The 13,695-nt window shown below is 69.1% G+C and carries 15 protein-coding genes and 1 pseudogene; 5 read left to right on the top strand and 11 right to left on the bottom strand.

Features of this window, described 5'->3' with window-relative positions; genetic code table 11:
- Positions 1 to 14: 14 nt before the first annotated feature.
- Positions 15 to 323, top strand: a complete 309-nt coding sequence (locus tag AX721_RS08095; protein ID WP_156467067.1) for a hypothetical protein — start codon at positions 15 to 17, stop codon at positions 321 to 323.
- A 6-nt stretch (positions 324 to 329) separates the two neighbouring features.
- Here the strand turns inward: AX721_RS08095 and AX721_RS08090 are convergent, their stop codons facing one another.
- Positions 330 to 722, bottom strand: coding sequence for a hypothetical protein (locus AX721_RS08090; RefSeq protein WP_068875503.1), 393 nt, complete (start codon positions 720 to 722; stop codon positions 330 to 332).
- A 72-nt stretch (positions 723 to 794) separates the two neighbouring features.
- On the opposite strand from AX721_RS08090, the gene AX721_RS08085 reads away from it, so the two are divergent.
- The 3 genes from AX721_RS08085 (at position 795) to AX721_RS08075 (ending at position 4,174) form a co-directional block, all read left to right on the top strand.
- On the top strand, positions 795 to 1,076 hold the full coding sequence (locus AX721_RS08085) for a DUF2277 domain-containing protein (RefSeq protein WP_068875502.1): 282 nt from the start codon (positions 795 to 797) through the stop codon (positions 1,074 to 1,076).
- Between the two features lie 57 nt (positions 1,077 to 1,133).
- A complete protein-coding gene (locus AX721_RS08080) occupies positions 1,134 to 1,853 on the top strand; it encodes an SIMPL domain-containing protein (protein WP_068875501.1) in 720 nt (239 codons plus the stop codon).
- A 146-nt stretch (positions 1,854 to 1,999) separates the two neighbouring features.
- A complete protein-coding gene (locus AX721_RS08075) occupies positions 2,000 to 4,174 on the top strand; it encodes a catalase (RefSeq protein WP_082765600.1) in 2,175 nt (724 codons plus the stop codon).
- Between the two features lie 586 nt (positions 4,175 to 4,760).
- Here AX721_RS08075 and AX721_RS08070 read toward each other — a convergent pair.
- Positions 4,761 to 5,051: a DUF1330 domain-containing protein gene (locus tag AX721_RS08070; protein WP_068875500.1), complete on the bottom strand. Its 291-nt coding sequence runs from the start codon at positions 5,049 to 5,051 to the stop codon at positions 4,761 to 4,763.
- On the opposite strand from AX721_RS08070, the gene AX721_RS08065 reads away from it, so the two are divergent.
- On the top strand, positions 4,959 to 5,966 hold the full coding sequence (locus AX721_RS08065) for a class I SAM-dependent methyltransferase (protein ID WP_197422503.1): 1,008 nt from the start codon (positions 4,959 to 4,961) through the stop codon (positions 5,964 to 5,966). The genes AX721_RS08070 and AX721_RS08065 overlap by 93 nt on opposite strands.
- 55 nt (positions 5,967 to 6,021) lie before the next feature.
- On the opposite strand, the gene AX721_RS28560 is transcribed toward AX721_RS08065, so the two are convergent.
- From AX721_RS28560 to AX721_RS27845, 9 genes and pseudogenes are all read right to left on the bottom strand, one after another.
- The gene (locus AX721_RS28560; RefSeq protein ID WP_255355329.1) at positions 6,022 to 6,147 is read right to left on the bottom strand and encodes a hypothetical protein; all 126 of its coding nucleotides are present in this window, start codon (positions 6,145 to 6,147) and stop codon (positions 6,022 to 6,024) included.
- Between the two features lie 17 nt (positions 6,148 to 6,164).
- Entirely contained in the window at positions 6,165 to 7,478 is a 1,314-nt protein-coding gene (locus AX721_RS08060) for a cytochrome P450 (protein ID WP_068875499.1), read from the bottom strand.
- A 191-nt stretch (positions 7,479 to 7,669) separates the two neighbouring features.
- Positions 7,670 to 8,758 (bottom strand): acyl-CoA dehydrogenase family protein, encoded by a 1,089-nt coding sequence (locus AX721_RS08055; RefSeq protein WP_068875498.1) that lies wholly within the window; start codon positions 8,756 to 8,758, stop codon positions 7,670 to 7,672.
- Between the two features lie 69 nt (positions 8,759 to 8,827).
- A complete protein-coding gene (locus tag AX721_RS08050) occupies positions 8,828 to 10,036 on the bottom strand; it encodes an acyl-CoA dehydrogenase family protein (RefSeq protein WP_068875497.1) in 1,209 nt (402 codons plus the stop codon).
- Positions 10,037 to 10,153: 117 nt separating this feature from the next.
- The gene (locus AX721_RS08045; protein WP_068875496.1) at positions 10,154 to 11,356 is read right to left on the bottom strand and encodes an acyl-CoA dehydrogenase family protein; all 1,203 of its coding nucleotides are present in this window, start codon (positions 11,354 to 11,356) and stop codon (positions 10,154 to 10,156) included.
- Positions 11,357 to 11,582: 226 nt separating this feature from the next.
- Positions 11,583 to 12,356 carry a hypothetical protein gene (locus AX721_RS08040; protein ID WP_068875495.1) on the bottom strand — a complete coding sequence of 258 codons (774 nt, stop codon included), beginning with the start codon at positions 12,354 to 12,356 and terminating at the stop codon, positions 11,583 to 11,585.
- Positions 12,357 to 12,524 carry a hypothetical protein gene (locus tag AX721_RS27285; RefSeq protein WP_156467066.1) on the bottom strand — a complete coding sequence of 56 codons (168 nt, stop codon included), beginning with the start codon at positions 12,522 to 12,524 and terminating at the stop codon, positions 12,357 to 12,359.
- Between the two features lie 133 nt (positions 12,525 to 12,657).
- Positions 12,658 to 13,134, bottom strand: a complete 477-nt coding sequence (locus tag AX721_RS08035) for a GFA family protein (RefSeq protein WP_068875494.1) — start codon at positions 13,132 to 13,134, stop codon at positions 12,658 to 12,660.
- Between the two features lie 78 nt (positions 13,135 to 13,212).
- Positions 13,213 to 13,695: pseudogene (locus AX721_RS27845) on the bottom strand (TonB-dependent receptor); the annotation flags it as partial.

Genomic DNA, 13,695 nt, shown 5'->3' with positions numbered 1-13,695 from the left:
AGGGACGTCACACCATGCGCAGCACTGCCCTCATCGCCCTCGCGGCCGCCGCCGGCCTCGGCCTTTCCGCCTGCAACACCGGCTCCGGCGACGGCGGCGCGTCCCAGCGGGCCGAGGACGCCGCCGGGCCGGGCGCCCGCCCCGCCGCCGACGCCACCACGGGCGCTGGCGGGGCCGCAACCGGCTCCAACGACCAGAACCCCGCCGGGGCCGGCGCCATGACCGAGGCGACGCCGGGCGATCCCTCAGGCGCCATGGGCTCCACCAGCCCCACGCCCGATCCGGCTGCGACCGACGCGCCGCCGACCGCCCCGCTCAAATAACCGGCCTCAGCGCACCTCCCAGCCGCGCGCCGCTAGCCAGCGCCGCGCCGCCTGCGCCGCGTCCGGCCCCTGGGTTCCGGGGATCGGCTGGATCACCGCCCCTTCGGCGTTGATCAGGATCACGCCGCCCGAGGTCCCGTCCGCGCGCACATAGCCCACCGCGCTCTCGCGCGCCCGCTGGCCGGTCCGCGCCAGGTACAGCGGCCACTGGAACACGACCTGCAGGTCCGCATCCTCCCGTGGCGTCGTCCCCGGCGCGCTCCCGCCGGGGGGATAGGTGCGCACGTCCGCCCGCGGCGGCTCAGGTCTCGGCTCCGGCTGCCGCGTGGTCTTGGCCTCGCATCCGGTCAGCATCAGCGCCACCGCCGCCGCGAGCCCCGCCGCCCCGCGTTGCGCCATCGCCCGTTCCTCGCCCACGCCTTCCCTCCGCGCCTTTGCCGGCTATCTAATCCGGCAAACGGAGGTCCGCCCATGTGCCGCAACATCAAGACGCTGTTCAACTTCGACCCCGCCGCCACGGACGACGAGATCCGCGCTGCGTCCCTTCAGTTCGTCCGCAAGCTCTCGGGGTTCAACACCCCGTCCAAGGCCAACCGGGCCGCCTTCGACGCGGCGGTGGACGAGCTGTTCCAGGCCGGCCACCGCCTGCTCCACGCCCTGGAGACCCAGGCCCCGCCCCGCGACCGCGAGGTGGAGGCCGCCAAGGCCCGCGCCCGCAACGCCGAGCGCTTCGGCCACAAGGCGCCCGCCTGAGGACGCGGCCTTCCCACGCCCTCCGCGCGCCTGTCTAATGGCGGCCCGGAGGATGCCATGCCCGACTCCCGCCTGATCCCCGCCGCCGTGGTCGGCGGCCTGTTGGCCCTGGGCCTCGCCGCCGCCGGCCTGTTCGTGGCCATGGGGCTCAGGGACGTCCGCACCGGCGACCGCAGCGTCACGGTCCGCGGCCTCTCCGAGCGGATCGTCAAGGCCGACCTCGCCGTCCTGCCGCTGAAGTTCGCCGCGGCCGGCGACGACCTCCAGGCGGTGCAGGCCGACGTCGACCGCTCCACAGGCGCCGTCCGCGCGTTCCTGGCCGCCCAGGGCTACAAGCCCGCCGAGATCGACCTCGGCCGCCTCGAGGTCACCGACCAGTTCGCCCGCGAGTACCAGCAGCAGAACGTCGCCGCCCGCTACCGCGTGGCCCAGACCGTCATCGTCCGCACCACCAACGTCGACCGCGTCCAGGCCACCACGCGCCAGCTCGACCGGCTGATCCGCCAGGGCGTGGTGCTGCAGGACTACGCCGGCCCCTCCTACCTCTTCACCAAGCTGAACGAGGTGCGCCCAGCCATGATCGCCGAGGCCACCGCCAGCGCCCGCACCGGCGCCCAGCAGTTCGCCCGCGACTCCGGCGCCGCCCTCGGCGGCATCCGCTCCGCCAGCCAGGGCTCCTTCGAGATCCTCGGCCGCGACGAGGTCGGCTATGACCCGTCCTCCCAGGTGTTCAAGAAGGTCCGCGTCGTCACCACGGTAAGCTACGCCATGCGCTGATCCGTCGGCGCTCCGCCCGGCCTCGCCGAGGCTCTGCCGGCAGGGCCGTTCCGCCACATCCGCGTTCACGAAGGTATTTCCACAACCCACGGAACAGTCCGCCGCGGGCGGTGTTGTGCATGGCCCCCACGAACAGGATGCACAGCATGGCCAAGGCGCCGTCCAAGACCCCCTCGCGCACCAAGGGCAAGGCCGCCGCCCCGCCCGCCAGGCCGCCGGTCGGACCCGCCATCTCCGAGACCTATGCCGAGGCCCAAGGGGCCGGCGGCGAGACGCACCAGACGGCCGGCGACGACACGCCCATCCTCACCACCAGCCAGGGCGCGCCGGTGGCCGACGACCAGAACACCCTGCGGCAGGGCGCCCGCGGCCCGGCCCTGCTCGAGGATTTCCACTTCCGCGAGAAGATCTTCCACTTCGACCACGAGCGCATCCCCGAGCGCGTGGTGCACGCCCGCGGCTACGGCGCCCACGGCTATTTCGAGCTGACGGAATCCCTCGCCGACATCACCCGCGCCGACATCTTCCAGCGGGTGGGCGAGCGCACCGAGGCCTTCGTCCGATTCTCCACCGTGGCCGGCAACAAGGGCTCCTTCGACCTCGCCCGCGACGTCCGCGGCTTCGCCGTCAAGCTCTACACGCGGGAAGGCAACTGGGACCTCGTGGGCAACAACATCCCGGTCTTCTTCATCCAGGACGCCATCAAGTTCCCCGACGTGGTCCACGCCGCCAAGCAGGAGCCGGATCGCGATTTCCCCCAGGCCCAGACCGCCCACGACAACTTCTGGGACTTCATCTCGCTGACGCCCGAGAGCATGCACATGGTCATGTGGATCATGTCGGACCGGACGATCCCCCGCTCGTTCCGGTTCATGGAAGGCTTCGGCGTCCACACCTTCCGCCTGCTCGACGCCGACGGCCGTTCGACCTTCGTCAAGTTCCACTGGAAGCCCAAGCTGGGCCTGCAGTCCGTGGTCTGGAACGAGGCGGTCAAGATCAACGGCGCCGACCCGGACTTCCACCGCCGCGACCTGTGGGACGCCATCAACATGGGCGCCTTCCCCGAATGGGAGCTGGGCCTGCAGCTGTTCGACCAGGACTTTGCGGACAAGTTCGACTTCGACGTGCTCGACCCCACCAAGATCATCCCGGAGGAGATCCTCCCCGTGCGCGTGGTGGGCCGGCTGGTGCTTGACCGCATGGTCGACAACTTCTTCGCCGAGACCGAGCAGGTGGCGTTCTGCACCCAGAACGTCCCGCCCGGCATCGACTTCAGCAACGACCCCCTGCTGCAAGGCCGGAACTTCTCCTACCTCGACACCCAGCTGAAGCGCCTGGGCGGGCCGAACTTCACGCACCTGCCGATCAATGCGCCGAGGTGCCCCTTCGCCAACTTCCAGCAGGACGGCCACATGGCCTTCTTCAACCCCAAGGGCCGGGCGAACTACGAGCCCAACAGCTGGGGGGCGGAAGGCGGCCCGCGCGAGCATCCCCAGCGCGGCTTCCGCAGCTTCGCCGAGGAACCGGAAGGCCCCAAGGTCCGGCTGCGGCCGGAGAGCTTCGCCGACCACTACAGCCAGGCCCGGCAGTTCTTCGTCAGTCAGACCGCGATCGAGCAGAAGCACATCGGCGATGCGCTGACCTTCGAGCTCAGCAAGTGCGAGCGGCCCGACATCCGCGCCCGCGTGGTCTCTCACCTGCGCAACATCGACGATGGCCTCGCCGCCACGGTCGCCGATGGTCTCGGCCTGCTCGAACTGCCCGCGCCGGCCCAGGCCGCGCGCCCCACTCGCGAAGACCTGCCGCCCTCGCCGGCGCTCAGTATCGTCCACCGGGGCCCGCCGGGGCTTCAGGGCCGCAAGCTCGGCGTCCTCCTCACCGACGGCGCGGACGCCGGCCTCTTCGACGCCCTGTCCAAGGCCGCCGTCAAGGCGGGCGCCGTGGTGGAGGTTATCGCGCCCAAGATCGCCGGCGCCGTTCTCTCCGACGGCGCGCTGGTCCCCGCCAAGCAGAAGATCGACGGCGGCCCCTCGGTGCTGTTCGACGTCGTGGCCGTGCTGGCCTCGCCCGAGGGCGCGGCGCTTCTCGCCGGAGACGGCGCGGCGCGCGACTTCGTCCACGACGCCTTCGGCCATTGCAAGTTCATCGGCTACAGCGCCGCGGCCGAGTTGCTGCTCGACAAGGCCGGCCTGCTCCCCATGCTGGACGAAGCCTGCGTGCCTCTCGCCGCCGCCAAGGACGCGAAGGCCTTCCTCGATCTCGCCGCCCAGCTCCGCCACTGGCCCCGCGAACTCAAGGTCGACCTCGACGCCAAGGCCTGACGGGCGATGCGTCCGGTCCTCCCCCTATGGGAACGGGGGACCGCGACGCGGGGAGGGCGCGCTGTCCGCCGCTCGCGCATCATCTCCTTCCGGGCGAGAAGGCGATCGATCCGGCGATTTTCGCCAGGCGCGGCGAGCAGGGACCAAGCCAAGGCCGCGAAACTCGTGAAGGTCGTCACCCCGGTGATCGCCACCGCAAATCCGTAGTCCTCGGGTTCATAGGTCTGCCGGCGGTTGAGGATCTCGAATATGAGCGCGACTTCGGGTTCGAAGAGCGGCCGGTGCGCTGTCAGCGCCCAGGTCAGCGCACCAAGTCCCAGGACGACCGCGGCGCCGGCGACGAAGCGCGCTCGCATGTCGATATGTGGCCGCCTACGCCCGAGCATCCTTCAGGATGCCTCCCACCCTTAAGTCCATGGTGGATTGCGAGCCTGCCGGACCAGGCGTGTCAAGGCCGCGCCTCCGGCGCGCCGCTCCGCGGCCGGCCCTGTGGGCCGGGCCTTGAGACGCCTGGTCCGGCAGGCAAACTCTGGCCATGGACTTAAGGACACGAGCGGCTGGCGTGCCCAACGCCATCAACGCGCGCTCAAATCTCCCCGTCCACCAGCACGAGGCGGCTGATCGTGGAGCGATGGCGCCGCGCGAATAGGTCCTGCGCCTCGGGATCGGCCAGGAACGCCTGGGCGTGGCCTCGCGAGGGGAACTCCAGGATCACCAGCCGCTGGGGCGACCAGTCACCCTCCATGACGACGGGATCTGCGCCCTTGGAAAGGTATCGCCCGCCGTGCTTGGCGATGAACGCCGGGATGGCCTCGACGTACGGCAGGAAATCCCGCAGGTCATTCACCTTCAGATCGAGCACCAAGTACGCCGTCATGCCCAGGCTCCCGCTCCGCTTGCTGATGTCAGCTTCGTCGGAACGCGCGGGATGCGCCACAAGCCCTTCGCCGGATCGCCGAACAAACGCGCCTTCCAAATCCCGCCCGACCGCCTTCATAGTTCCACGATGAATGCGATCGGCGACGGTGTTTCGGGGCAGGGGATCTACGATCCTGCGTTCGTAAAAGACGTCTTTGACCGCTGTTCCGATCGATACATCGCCTTCAGTTATCTCTGCTCGTTCGGATTCACCGAGCGCTGGCGCCGCCAATGCGTGGCGGCCCTGCCCGCGCCGGTTGCCGGCGCGGAAGGCTATGACCTGATGGCCGGCACAGGCGAGGCCTGGGGTCACCTGCTTCGCGGCCATTCCGCCATCGGCCGCATCGTCGCCGTCGACATTTCCGAGGGCATGCACCGCCGGGCCATGGAACGGCTCCATCGCGAGCGGGCGGAGCGCATCATGTTCATCCGCGATGACGTCCTGGCCAGCGATCTGCCGTCCGGCGGCGCCGACTTCATCATCTCGACCTTCGGCCTCAAGACCTTCGATCATGGCCAGCTCCGGCGCCTGGCCGCCATGGTCGCCCGCGTCCTGAAGCCCGGCGGCGGCTTCTCGATGATCGAGGCTTCCGATCCGCGTGGCTGGCTTTTACGGCCGTTGTACCGCTTCCACCTGACCCGCGTGCTGCCGCTGATCGAGCGCCTGTTCCTGCGCGGCGCCCAGGATTTCGCTATGATCGGCGCCTATGCCACCAACTTCGGTGACGCCCGCGCCTTCGCCGACATGCTCGCGGCGGAAGGCTTGGAGGTCGAGTTTCGCCGCTATGTCTTCGGCTGCGCGACAGGAGTCTCCGGCCGCAAGCCGGCCTGCACACCTGTCGAGCCTCTCGGCGTCTGCGACGACAGCACCTGATCTGGTCCGGCGGCAAACTCCGGCCGTCGATTTAAGGCGCTCTGAACCACGCCCCTCACGCCAGACCCGGGCGACAGCAGGGCTCGACGAGGCTGAGCACCTGCGGGCGGGGCTCGTCGCGGCGGTGGACGCTGTAGTGGCTGAGGGGGTTGTCCAGCCGGCGCTGACTGACGGGGATCAAACGTCCTAACGCGTCGCCTAGCCGGCGTGCCCTCTTCGCAGCACGATCGGCAGGCGCCGCAGCTGGCACATGGCGTGGTTGTCGATCCACGATCCGTGCGCGTCCGCGAGCTGCACCTCCGCACCCGCCTCCAGCAGCGCTTCGACGAGGCTTTTCGCCAGCAGCGTCGCCGCGAAGCGGCCCGGGCATATGTGAGCGCCGCCGCCGAAGGTGGTGGTCCCCTGCTGCGAGCGGCCCAGGTCGAACGCCTCGGGCTCGGAGAACGCCGCCGGATCGCGGTTCGCGGCGCCCCACATCATCAGGATGGGCGTTCCGCCCGGAATCCGGACGCCGTCGAGCGCGACCTCCGCGCTGGCGCGCCGGGTGAGGTGGATCACGGGAGGCTCCAGCCGCAGCGCCTCCGAGACCGCGGCGGCGACCAGGTCCGCCGCCGCGCGCAGTTGGTCCCAGACCGCCGGCCGCGAAGCCAGCGCATAGAGCGTGTTGGTCGCCGCCAGCGCCGCGGTGTGGAAGCCGTCGAACAGGTTTCCCGCCAGGAAGGCGCCCGCCGACTTCGGGACATAGCCGGCGTAGTCGAGGTCGTCGGCGATCTCGACCGCGGCCAGATCCTTCGCGACGCCTTCGACGAACGGGCACGCGCCGCCTGCCAGGCTCCGCATGACCGGCCCTTCGACCGCCGACCGGTAGGCCTGGGCCGCCCTGTCCGCCGCTTCGATCGACTCGGCCGAAGGCCTGAGAAACAGCATGGGCGTCATGTTGCGCGCCTGGGCCGCCGCCTCCAGCGCCTCGTCGTCGGTCAGGCCGGCCAGCCGCCCCCAGTAGCGGCCGATCAGCGGCTCGGCGATGTCCTGCACGAGGTCCACGGGGCGACCGTCCGGCAGCCCCTCCAGGATGTGCGCCGCGAGCTCCCGGGCCATGCCCGCGTGGGCCGCCGTCTGCTTCGGCCCGATCTGGTTCAGCAACACGCGGCGCAGGGCCGGGTTCAACGGCGGGTTGGACGTGAAGAGCTGGTTCTTGATGAGGTCGGCCAGCGCATAGCCCACCGGCTTCACCTTCGGAACGCTGTCGCGCAGCACACCGGGAAAGAGCTGGTTCGGGGCGAGCGTCGCGACGTCCGGCGCCGCCGCCAACGCCCTCAGGTCCGCCTGGCGGAATACAACGAGCACGCCGCCGTCGTGCTGAAGGAAGCGCGGCGCGTCGGGCGCAAACGCGCGGGCGCAGAACCGCTGGAGGGCCTCGCGGCCACCGTCGTAGCCCAGCGACCGCAGGCTCGGCAGAGCGGCGACGTCCAGAACCTCGCCGCGCGCTTCGACAGCATCCGTCACGGCCACCGCCCCTCCCGTCGTCTCGCCACCGGAGATATGTCGGAACGCCCGGCCGCTACCGTCCGAACAAGGGTAGCGTTGACTATCTTATTGCGCAACATCGTGGTGACGGCTGCCTTGGCCGCGCCCAACGAAAAACCCCGCCGGCCTCTCGACCGACGGGGTTTGCGTCGTCTCGGTCCTGAACCGTCAGCCGCTCAGTAGCCGTTGATCCGGGCGTAGCGGTCGCGGTGGAAGGCTTGGTTGCCGAAGGCGGCTTCCGCGGCCCGGGCGCGCTTCAGGTAGAAGCCGGCGTCGTGGGCGTCGGTCATGCCGATGCCGCCGTGCATCTGGACCATCTCGTTCGAGACGAGGTGGAAGGTGTCGCCCATCTTGGCCTTGGACAGCGACACCAGTTCCGGCACGTCCGGGGCGTCGTTGTCGATGGCGGTGAGGGCGGCTTCCACCGCCGAGCGGGCCAGTTCCAGCTCGGTGAACATCTTGGCCGCGCGGTGCTGCAGGGCCTGGAAGCTGCCGATCACCTGGCCGAACTGCACGCGGGTCTTCAGGTAGTCCAGCGTGATCTCGAACGCCTGGGTCGCCGCGCCCAGCATCTCGGCGGCCAGCCCCGCGCGGGCGCGGTCCAGCACCTTTTCCAGCAGGTCCGCGCCGCCGGTCAGCTTCTCGGCCGCCGCGCCGTTGAACTCGACGTTCGCCGCGCCGCGGCTGTCGGCCAGGCTGAGCTTGCTGCGCTTCACCCCGGCGTCGTCGGCCTTGACCAGATAGAGCTCGATCTGGCCGCCTTCCTTGGCCGAGACGACGAAGACGTTGGCCGCCATGCCTTCGATGACGAAGGTCTTCTTGCCGGTCAGCTTGCCGCCCGAGACCGTGGCCTCGACCTTGTCCGGCCGGTGGTGCGGGCCCTCGTCGACCGCCAGGGCGGCCACGGCCGAGCCGTCGGCGATCTTCGGCAGCCACTCGCTCTTCTGGGCGTCCGACCCGCCCAGGATCAGGGCCGAGGCGCCGGCCAGGCCCGAGGCGATCAGCGGCGAGGCGGTCAGGGTCCGGCCCAGCTCTTCCAGGACCAGGCCCAGCGACAGGTAGCCGAAGTTCGAGCCGCCGTACTCCTCGGGGATGATCACCCCCGCCCAGCCCATTTCCGCCATCTCGTTCCAGGCGGCGACGTCATAGCCCAGCTCGGCCCCGCTATCGCGCATCTTGCGGAAGGCGGTGACGGGGCTCTTCTCCTGCACCCAGCTCTTGGCCGCGTCACGCAGCATGCTCTGTTCTTCGGTCAGAACGGCCATCTTGGTTCCTCGTGAAATTCGTTCGCGTGTTTCAAATGATCGGATCGCGCGGGCTATCGGCCCGCACTCTCACTTCGATTGCGTAAGGTCAGGCAAGCCCAGGATGCGCTTGGAGACGATGTTCGACTGAACCTCCTGGCTGCCGCCGAAGATCGTGAAGGCCTTGCCGAACAGCCAGGCGCGCACGGCGGCCAGCTCGTCGGGCTTGAAGGCCTCGCCCTCCCAGCCCAGGCCCTGGTGCCCCATGATCTCCAGCGCCATCTCGTGGCGTTCCTGGATCAGCTGGGTGCCGGCGTTCTTCATGATCGAGGTGGCGGCCGAGGGGCTGGCGTTGCCCTTGGCTTCCACCATCGCCCGCACCGCGGTCTGCTGGAAGGCCCGCATGTTCATGGCGTTGGTGACCAGGCGGGTGCGCAGGTCGTGGTCGGCCAGGCGACCGTCCTCGTCCAGGCCCACATACTCCTTGGCCAGGGCCTCGATCGGCTTGCCGCCCGAGCCCAGGCCGCCGCCCGCGCCCGTCAGGCCGTTGCGCTCGTGCTGCAGCAGGCGCTTGGCGATGGTCCAGCCGCCGTTCAGCGGCCCCACCAGGTCCTTCTTCTCGGCCCGCGCGTCGGTGAAGAACGTCTCGCAGAACGGCGACGAGCCGGCGATCAGCGGGATCGGACGCACTTCCACGCCCGGCTGGTGCATCGTGAACAGGACGAACGAGATGCCCTCGTGCTTCTTGGACGTATCCGTCCGCACGAGGCAGAAGCACCAGTCCGCCCATTGCGCGCCGCTGGTCCAGATCTTCTGGCCGTTGATGATGAAGTGGTCGCCCTTGTCCTCGGCCTTGGTCTGAAGACTGGCCAGGTCCGAGCCGGCGCCCGGTTCGGAAAAGCCCTGGCACCAGGCGATCTCGCCGCGGCAGATCGGCGGGATGTGCTCCTGCTTCTGCGCCTCGGTGCCGTATTCCAGCAGCGTGGGGCCGAACATCATCACGCCCATGCCGCCGATGGGGTTATAGGCGCCGGCCCGGGCGAACTCGCCCTGCACGATCCGCGCCTGGGCGCCGGAAAGCCCGCCGCCGCCGTATTCCTTGGGCCAGGTGGGCGTGCCCCACCCCTTGGCGCCCACCGCCTTGCGCCAGGCTTCCTGGTCCGGCGTCGGGTCCGATCCGCGCTCCTCGCGCGCCATCGGGTTGGGCTTGCCCTTGAGCGAGGCGGGGAAATTCGCCTCCACCCATTCCCGGACTTCCTTGCGGAAGGCCTCCAGGTCGGTTCCGCCAAAATCGGCCATTCTCAATGATCCTTGTTCAAAATCTAAACCGTCATCCCACGGTCGACCCGGGGTCGATCCGGGGGACCCGACCGGCCTGGCCGAAATTGCCGACGCCGATTGGGTGCGACTGTTGTTCTACCCCGCCTGCGTCGTATCCGGCAGCCCGAGAATCCGCTTCGAGACGATGTTCGACTGCACCTCCTGGCTGCCGCCGAAGATGGTCCAGGCCTTGCCCGACAGCCACGACCGCACGGCCTCCAGCTCGTCCTTGGCGAAGGCGTCGCCCTCCCAGCCCAGCCCCTGGTGACCCATGATCTCCAGCAGCAGCTCGGCCCGCTCCTGCCCGATCCAGGTGCCGGAGTTCTTCATGATCGAGGTGGCGGCTGAGGGGTTCACATTGCCGTTCGATTCCAGCCGCGCCCGCTCGAGGGTCAGGGCGTGGGCCCGCGCGTCCATCCGGTTCTTCACCACCCGGGTGCGCAGGTCGGAATCGGCGATCCGGCCCTTCTCGTCCACGCCGACATAGCGCTTGGCCAGCTCGGCGATGTCGGCCCCGCCGGTCATCCGCCCGCCGCCCTGGCCCGACCGCTCGTGCTGCAACAGGCGCTTGCCCACCGTCCAGCCGCCGTTCAGCGGCCCCAGCATGTCGTTCTTCTCCACCCGCGCGTCGGTAAAGAACGTCTCGCAGAAAGGTGAAGACCCGGCGATCAGCCGGATCGGCCGGACTTCGACGCCCGGCTGGTGCATGTCGATGAGAACAAAACTTATGCCCTCATGCTTCTTCGTGGTATCCGTTCTGACAAGGCAAAAGCACCAGTCGGCATATTGCGCCCCGCTGGTCCAGATCTTCTGGCCGTTCACTTTCCAATGGTCGCCGGCGTCTTCGCACTTGGTGGTCAGGCTGGCCAGGTCGCTGCCCGCCCCCGGCTCGGAATAGCCCTGGCACCAGCGGATCTCCCCCCGCACGATCGGCGGCACGTGCCGGCGCTTCTGGTCCTCGGTGCCGTATTCCAGCAGCGTCGGGCCGAACATCGACGTGCCCATCCCCGCCATGGGGTTATAGGCGCCGATCCGGTCCATTTCCTGGTTCAGCACCCGCGCCTGCGCCGCCGTCAGCCCGCCGGCGCCATATTCCTTGGGCCAGGTGGGCGCGCCCCAGCCCTTGTCGGCCATGCGCTGTTTCCAGACCAGGTGATCGCCCGTCGGCTTCACCCCGCCCGCGATCATCCGCGGCCCCGCCTCCGGGTCCGCCCGCAGCGACGGCGGATAGTTCGCCTCCAGCCAGTCCCGCGCCTCCAGCCGGAACGCGTCGAGCTCCGCGCCACCGAAATCCGCCATCCCATCCTCCCTCAATCCGCCGGTTTCGATACCGTTTTTTCTATCCTAGCATCGGGATGTGGAGGCGGGGAGGGGGTGTGAGGCGATGGTGCTTGCCCTCAGTGGCGAAGTGACGCTGGCGCTGGCCGTTACTTGCGAGCGACGTGGGCAGGGAATGATCGGCGGCGGGTTGGAGGTGCAAGACGCTCCGTTCCCCACGCCGCCCCACCGGTCGCGGCGGCTGCGGTCAATGGACGGTCGGCACGGCCATTGGGGCGTCGTCGTCCTGTTCGTCGGCTTCGGTTTCGACCACCTCGAAGGCGAGATTCCTGATCTCGTCCTTCGCGAAGTGCATTTGCGGGATCGGTGTCTCCTTCTCGGCGTAGAGGCGCTCGAGCTTGTCTGGGCCGAGCCTCACGTAGAAGGGGGAGACCTCACTAAGGACAACCGAGATGACCTCCTTGTCTGGGCCGAGGGTCACGTCGTCGAGCAGGCCCTGGTAGCCGACGTAGTGTTCATCTTTCTCCAAAGCCGTGAGGACGTAGGCGACAGCGTAGCGATTGTCCGGCGCGGAGCTTCGGATAAGTTCCGACATCCAGCCGTATAGAAGCCGGTCGAAGGACCCGCGGCCGACCACCCATCGTGTGGCGAGATTGGCAGCTAAGGTCAGTAATCCCAGGGCGACGAGCGTCCAGCCGATCTCCAGGCTGTTGACGTTGGGTGTTTCCGCCCCGGCCTCAAGGATCACTAGATATGGATTGGGCTCGGCATCGATCCAGCAGACGTCACCGCGATCACAAGCCGCGCGGAGGAGCTCGCCCGCGGCGCCGAACGCCGTTGCGCCGGCGATGTGGGCGAGCAACGCTCCGATCGCCACGACGGCAAGCGTGATCGTCGAGGTCGTCGGCGGGGCTGCGGGTCGGAACGTCTTGTGCGGAGACGCCGCCCAGAGACCCATCGCAACGCCGAAGCCCGGCGCTAGGATGAACAGCGCCAGAACGACGTTGAAACCGATGGTCACCTATTTCTTGGTGGCTGCGCGGGGTCCCGCGTCCGGCTCGCGCTTGCGGGGCACGACGGTGATGCCGTCATCCCGCCGGTGGCTGGCCTTGTTCACCGCCGCCCACGAGCCGTGCTCCCGCAACACCTTGCGACCCAGCGCCAGCGATTGGGGCGAATTGACCTTCATGCTTGAGGTATATGCCGCTTCCGTCCCAAAGTTCAATGACGTCGCCTAGCCCGAAATTGCCGCTTCGAAGGCGGGACATCCGCGCGCCTGGGTCCAACTTGTCCGCCAATTGCCCGGCCGCTCCTGCGAACGGCTATGCAGGCGCGCCGACGAACGTAGAACGCCAGGCGGCCGCAAGGGCAGGCACGTCGTCGGGGTTTTCGTCGAACGCCTGAATGTCGGGCGCGACCGCCCAGGGTAGGGCCAGGCTCGTCCACATCTGCGCGATGGGCCTGGCGATCCGCGGGTCGTCCAGGGTGCCCACCCTCACGTTGATGATGTCGGGGTGCGCCAGCATCTCGGTGTGGGTCCGCGTCAGGCACTCCGGGCAGAAGTGCTGCCGATGCAGGGCGCCGCTTCCGCCCGGCAGTTCCCGCGAGGTCGTCTCGCCCGCGGTCACCCGGAAGTCCTTCCGGAGCGTGAGCATCGAGACATTGAAGGCGCTGCCGGTCCGCCGCTGGCAGTTCCGGCAGTGGCACATCAGGACGATCTGCGGCTCCAGCACCTCGTAGCGCAGCTTTCCACAGATGCAGCCGCCTTCAAGCGTCGGCAGCGCGCTCGCAGCTGTCATGTCGGTCTCCGTCCCGGCGGGGACCAGAGCATGTGCAGCGCTGGCCCCTGTCGGCAATCCGGATCGATCCGAGCGGCCTCAGAAGAACAGCTTCCTGAACCCGATGCTCACCACCCGCCCCGTCGGGTCCAGCTCGTCCGCCAGATAGCCGGCCGGCGTGCGCCCGCTCATGTCCCGCACACTCTGCCGCGCATCGAAGATGTTGGTCACCGAGAAGGTGACGCGGGAGCCGCGCATCCAGGGGTGCTTGGCCACCAGCTCGCGGTTGGCGCCCAGGTTGGCGAACAGGCGCAGGTCCACGCGGGCGATGTCGCCGAAGCGCAGGTCGCCGGTGGGGGAGGAGGCGGGCGCTTCCACCGTGGTGGCGCTCTGCCAGGTGGCGCTGAGCCGCGCGCCTAGGCCGTTGCGGGTGATCCCAGCCTGGGTTTCCACCTCGTGCCGCGGCTGGCCGCCGCCGTTGCCGGCCGCCGAGCCGTTCAAGAGGTCGAAGACCGGCCCGCCCTCGCGGACCAGGATCTGATCCTTGAAATGCACCGTGTGATAGACGGCGAACTGGATCCG

Origin of the sequence: Phenylobacterium sp. CCH9-H3, from assembly GCF_001557235.1 — a bacterium.
In the GTDB taxonomy this organism is placed as follows: domain Bacteria; phylum Pseudomonadota; class Alphaproteobacteria; order Caulobacterales; family Caulobacteraceae; genus Phenylobacterium.
This window is presented reverse-complemented; position numbering and strand designations above follow the sequence as displayed.

Bases quoted from the DNA above. Each gene is read 5' to 3' on its own strand.
- AX721_RS08085 (WP_068875502.1), top strand. From the start codon at position 795: ATGTGCCGCAACATCAAGACGCTGTTCAACTTCGACCCCGCCGCCACG.
- AX721_RS08090 (WP_068875503.1), bottom strand. From the start codon at position 722: ATGGCGCAACGCGGGGCGGCGGGGCTCGCGGCGGCGGTGGCGCTGATG.
- AX721_RS08045 (WP_068875496.1), bottom strand. From the start codon at position 11,356: ATGGCGGATTTCGGTGGCGCGGAGCTCGACGCGTTCCGGCTGGAGGCG.
- AX721_RS08095 (WP_156467067.1), top strand. From the start codon at position 15: ATGCGCAGCACTGCCCTCATCGCCCTCGCGGCCGCCGCCGGCCTCGGC.
- AX721_RS08055 (WP_068875498.1), bottom strand. From the start codon at position 8,758: ATGGCCGTTCTGACCGAAGAACAGAGCATGCTGCGTGACGCGGCCAAG.
- AX721_RS08080 (WP_068875501.1), top strand. From the start codon at position 1,134: ATGCCCGACTCCCGCCTGATCCCCGCCGCCGTGGTCGGCGGCCTGTTG.
- AX721_RS08050 (WP_068875497.1), bottom strand. From the start codon at position 10,036: ATGGCCGATTTTGGCGGAACCGACCTGGAGGCCTTCCGCAAGGAAGTC.
- AX721_RS08070 (WP_068875500.1), bottom strand. From the start codon at position 5,051: ATGACGGCGTACTTGGTGCTCGATCTGAAGGTGAATGACCTGCGGGAT.
- AX721_RS27285 (WP_156467066.1), bottom strand. From the start codon at position 12,524: ATGAAGGTCAATTCGCCCCAATCGCTGGCGCTGGGTCGCAAGGTGTTG.
- AX721_RS08035 (WP_068875494.1), bottom strand. From the start codon at position 13,134: ATGACAGCTGCGAGCGCGCTGCCGACGCTTGAAGGCGGCTGCATCTGT.
- AX721_RS08075 (WP_082765600.1), top strand. From the start codon at position 2,000: ATGGCCAAGGCGCCGTCCAAGACCCCCTCGCGCACCAAGGGCAAGGCC.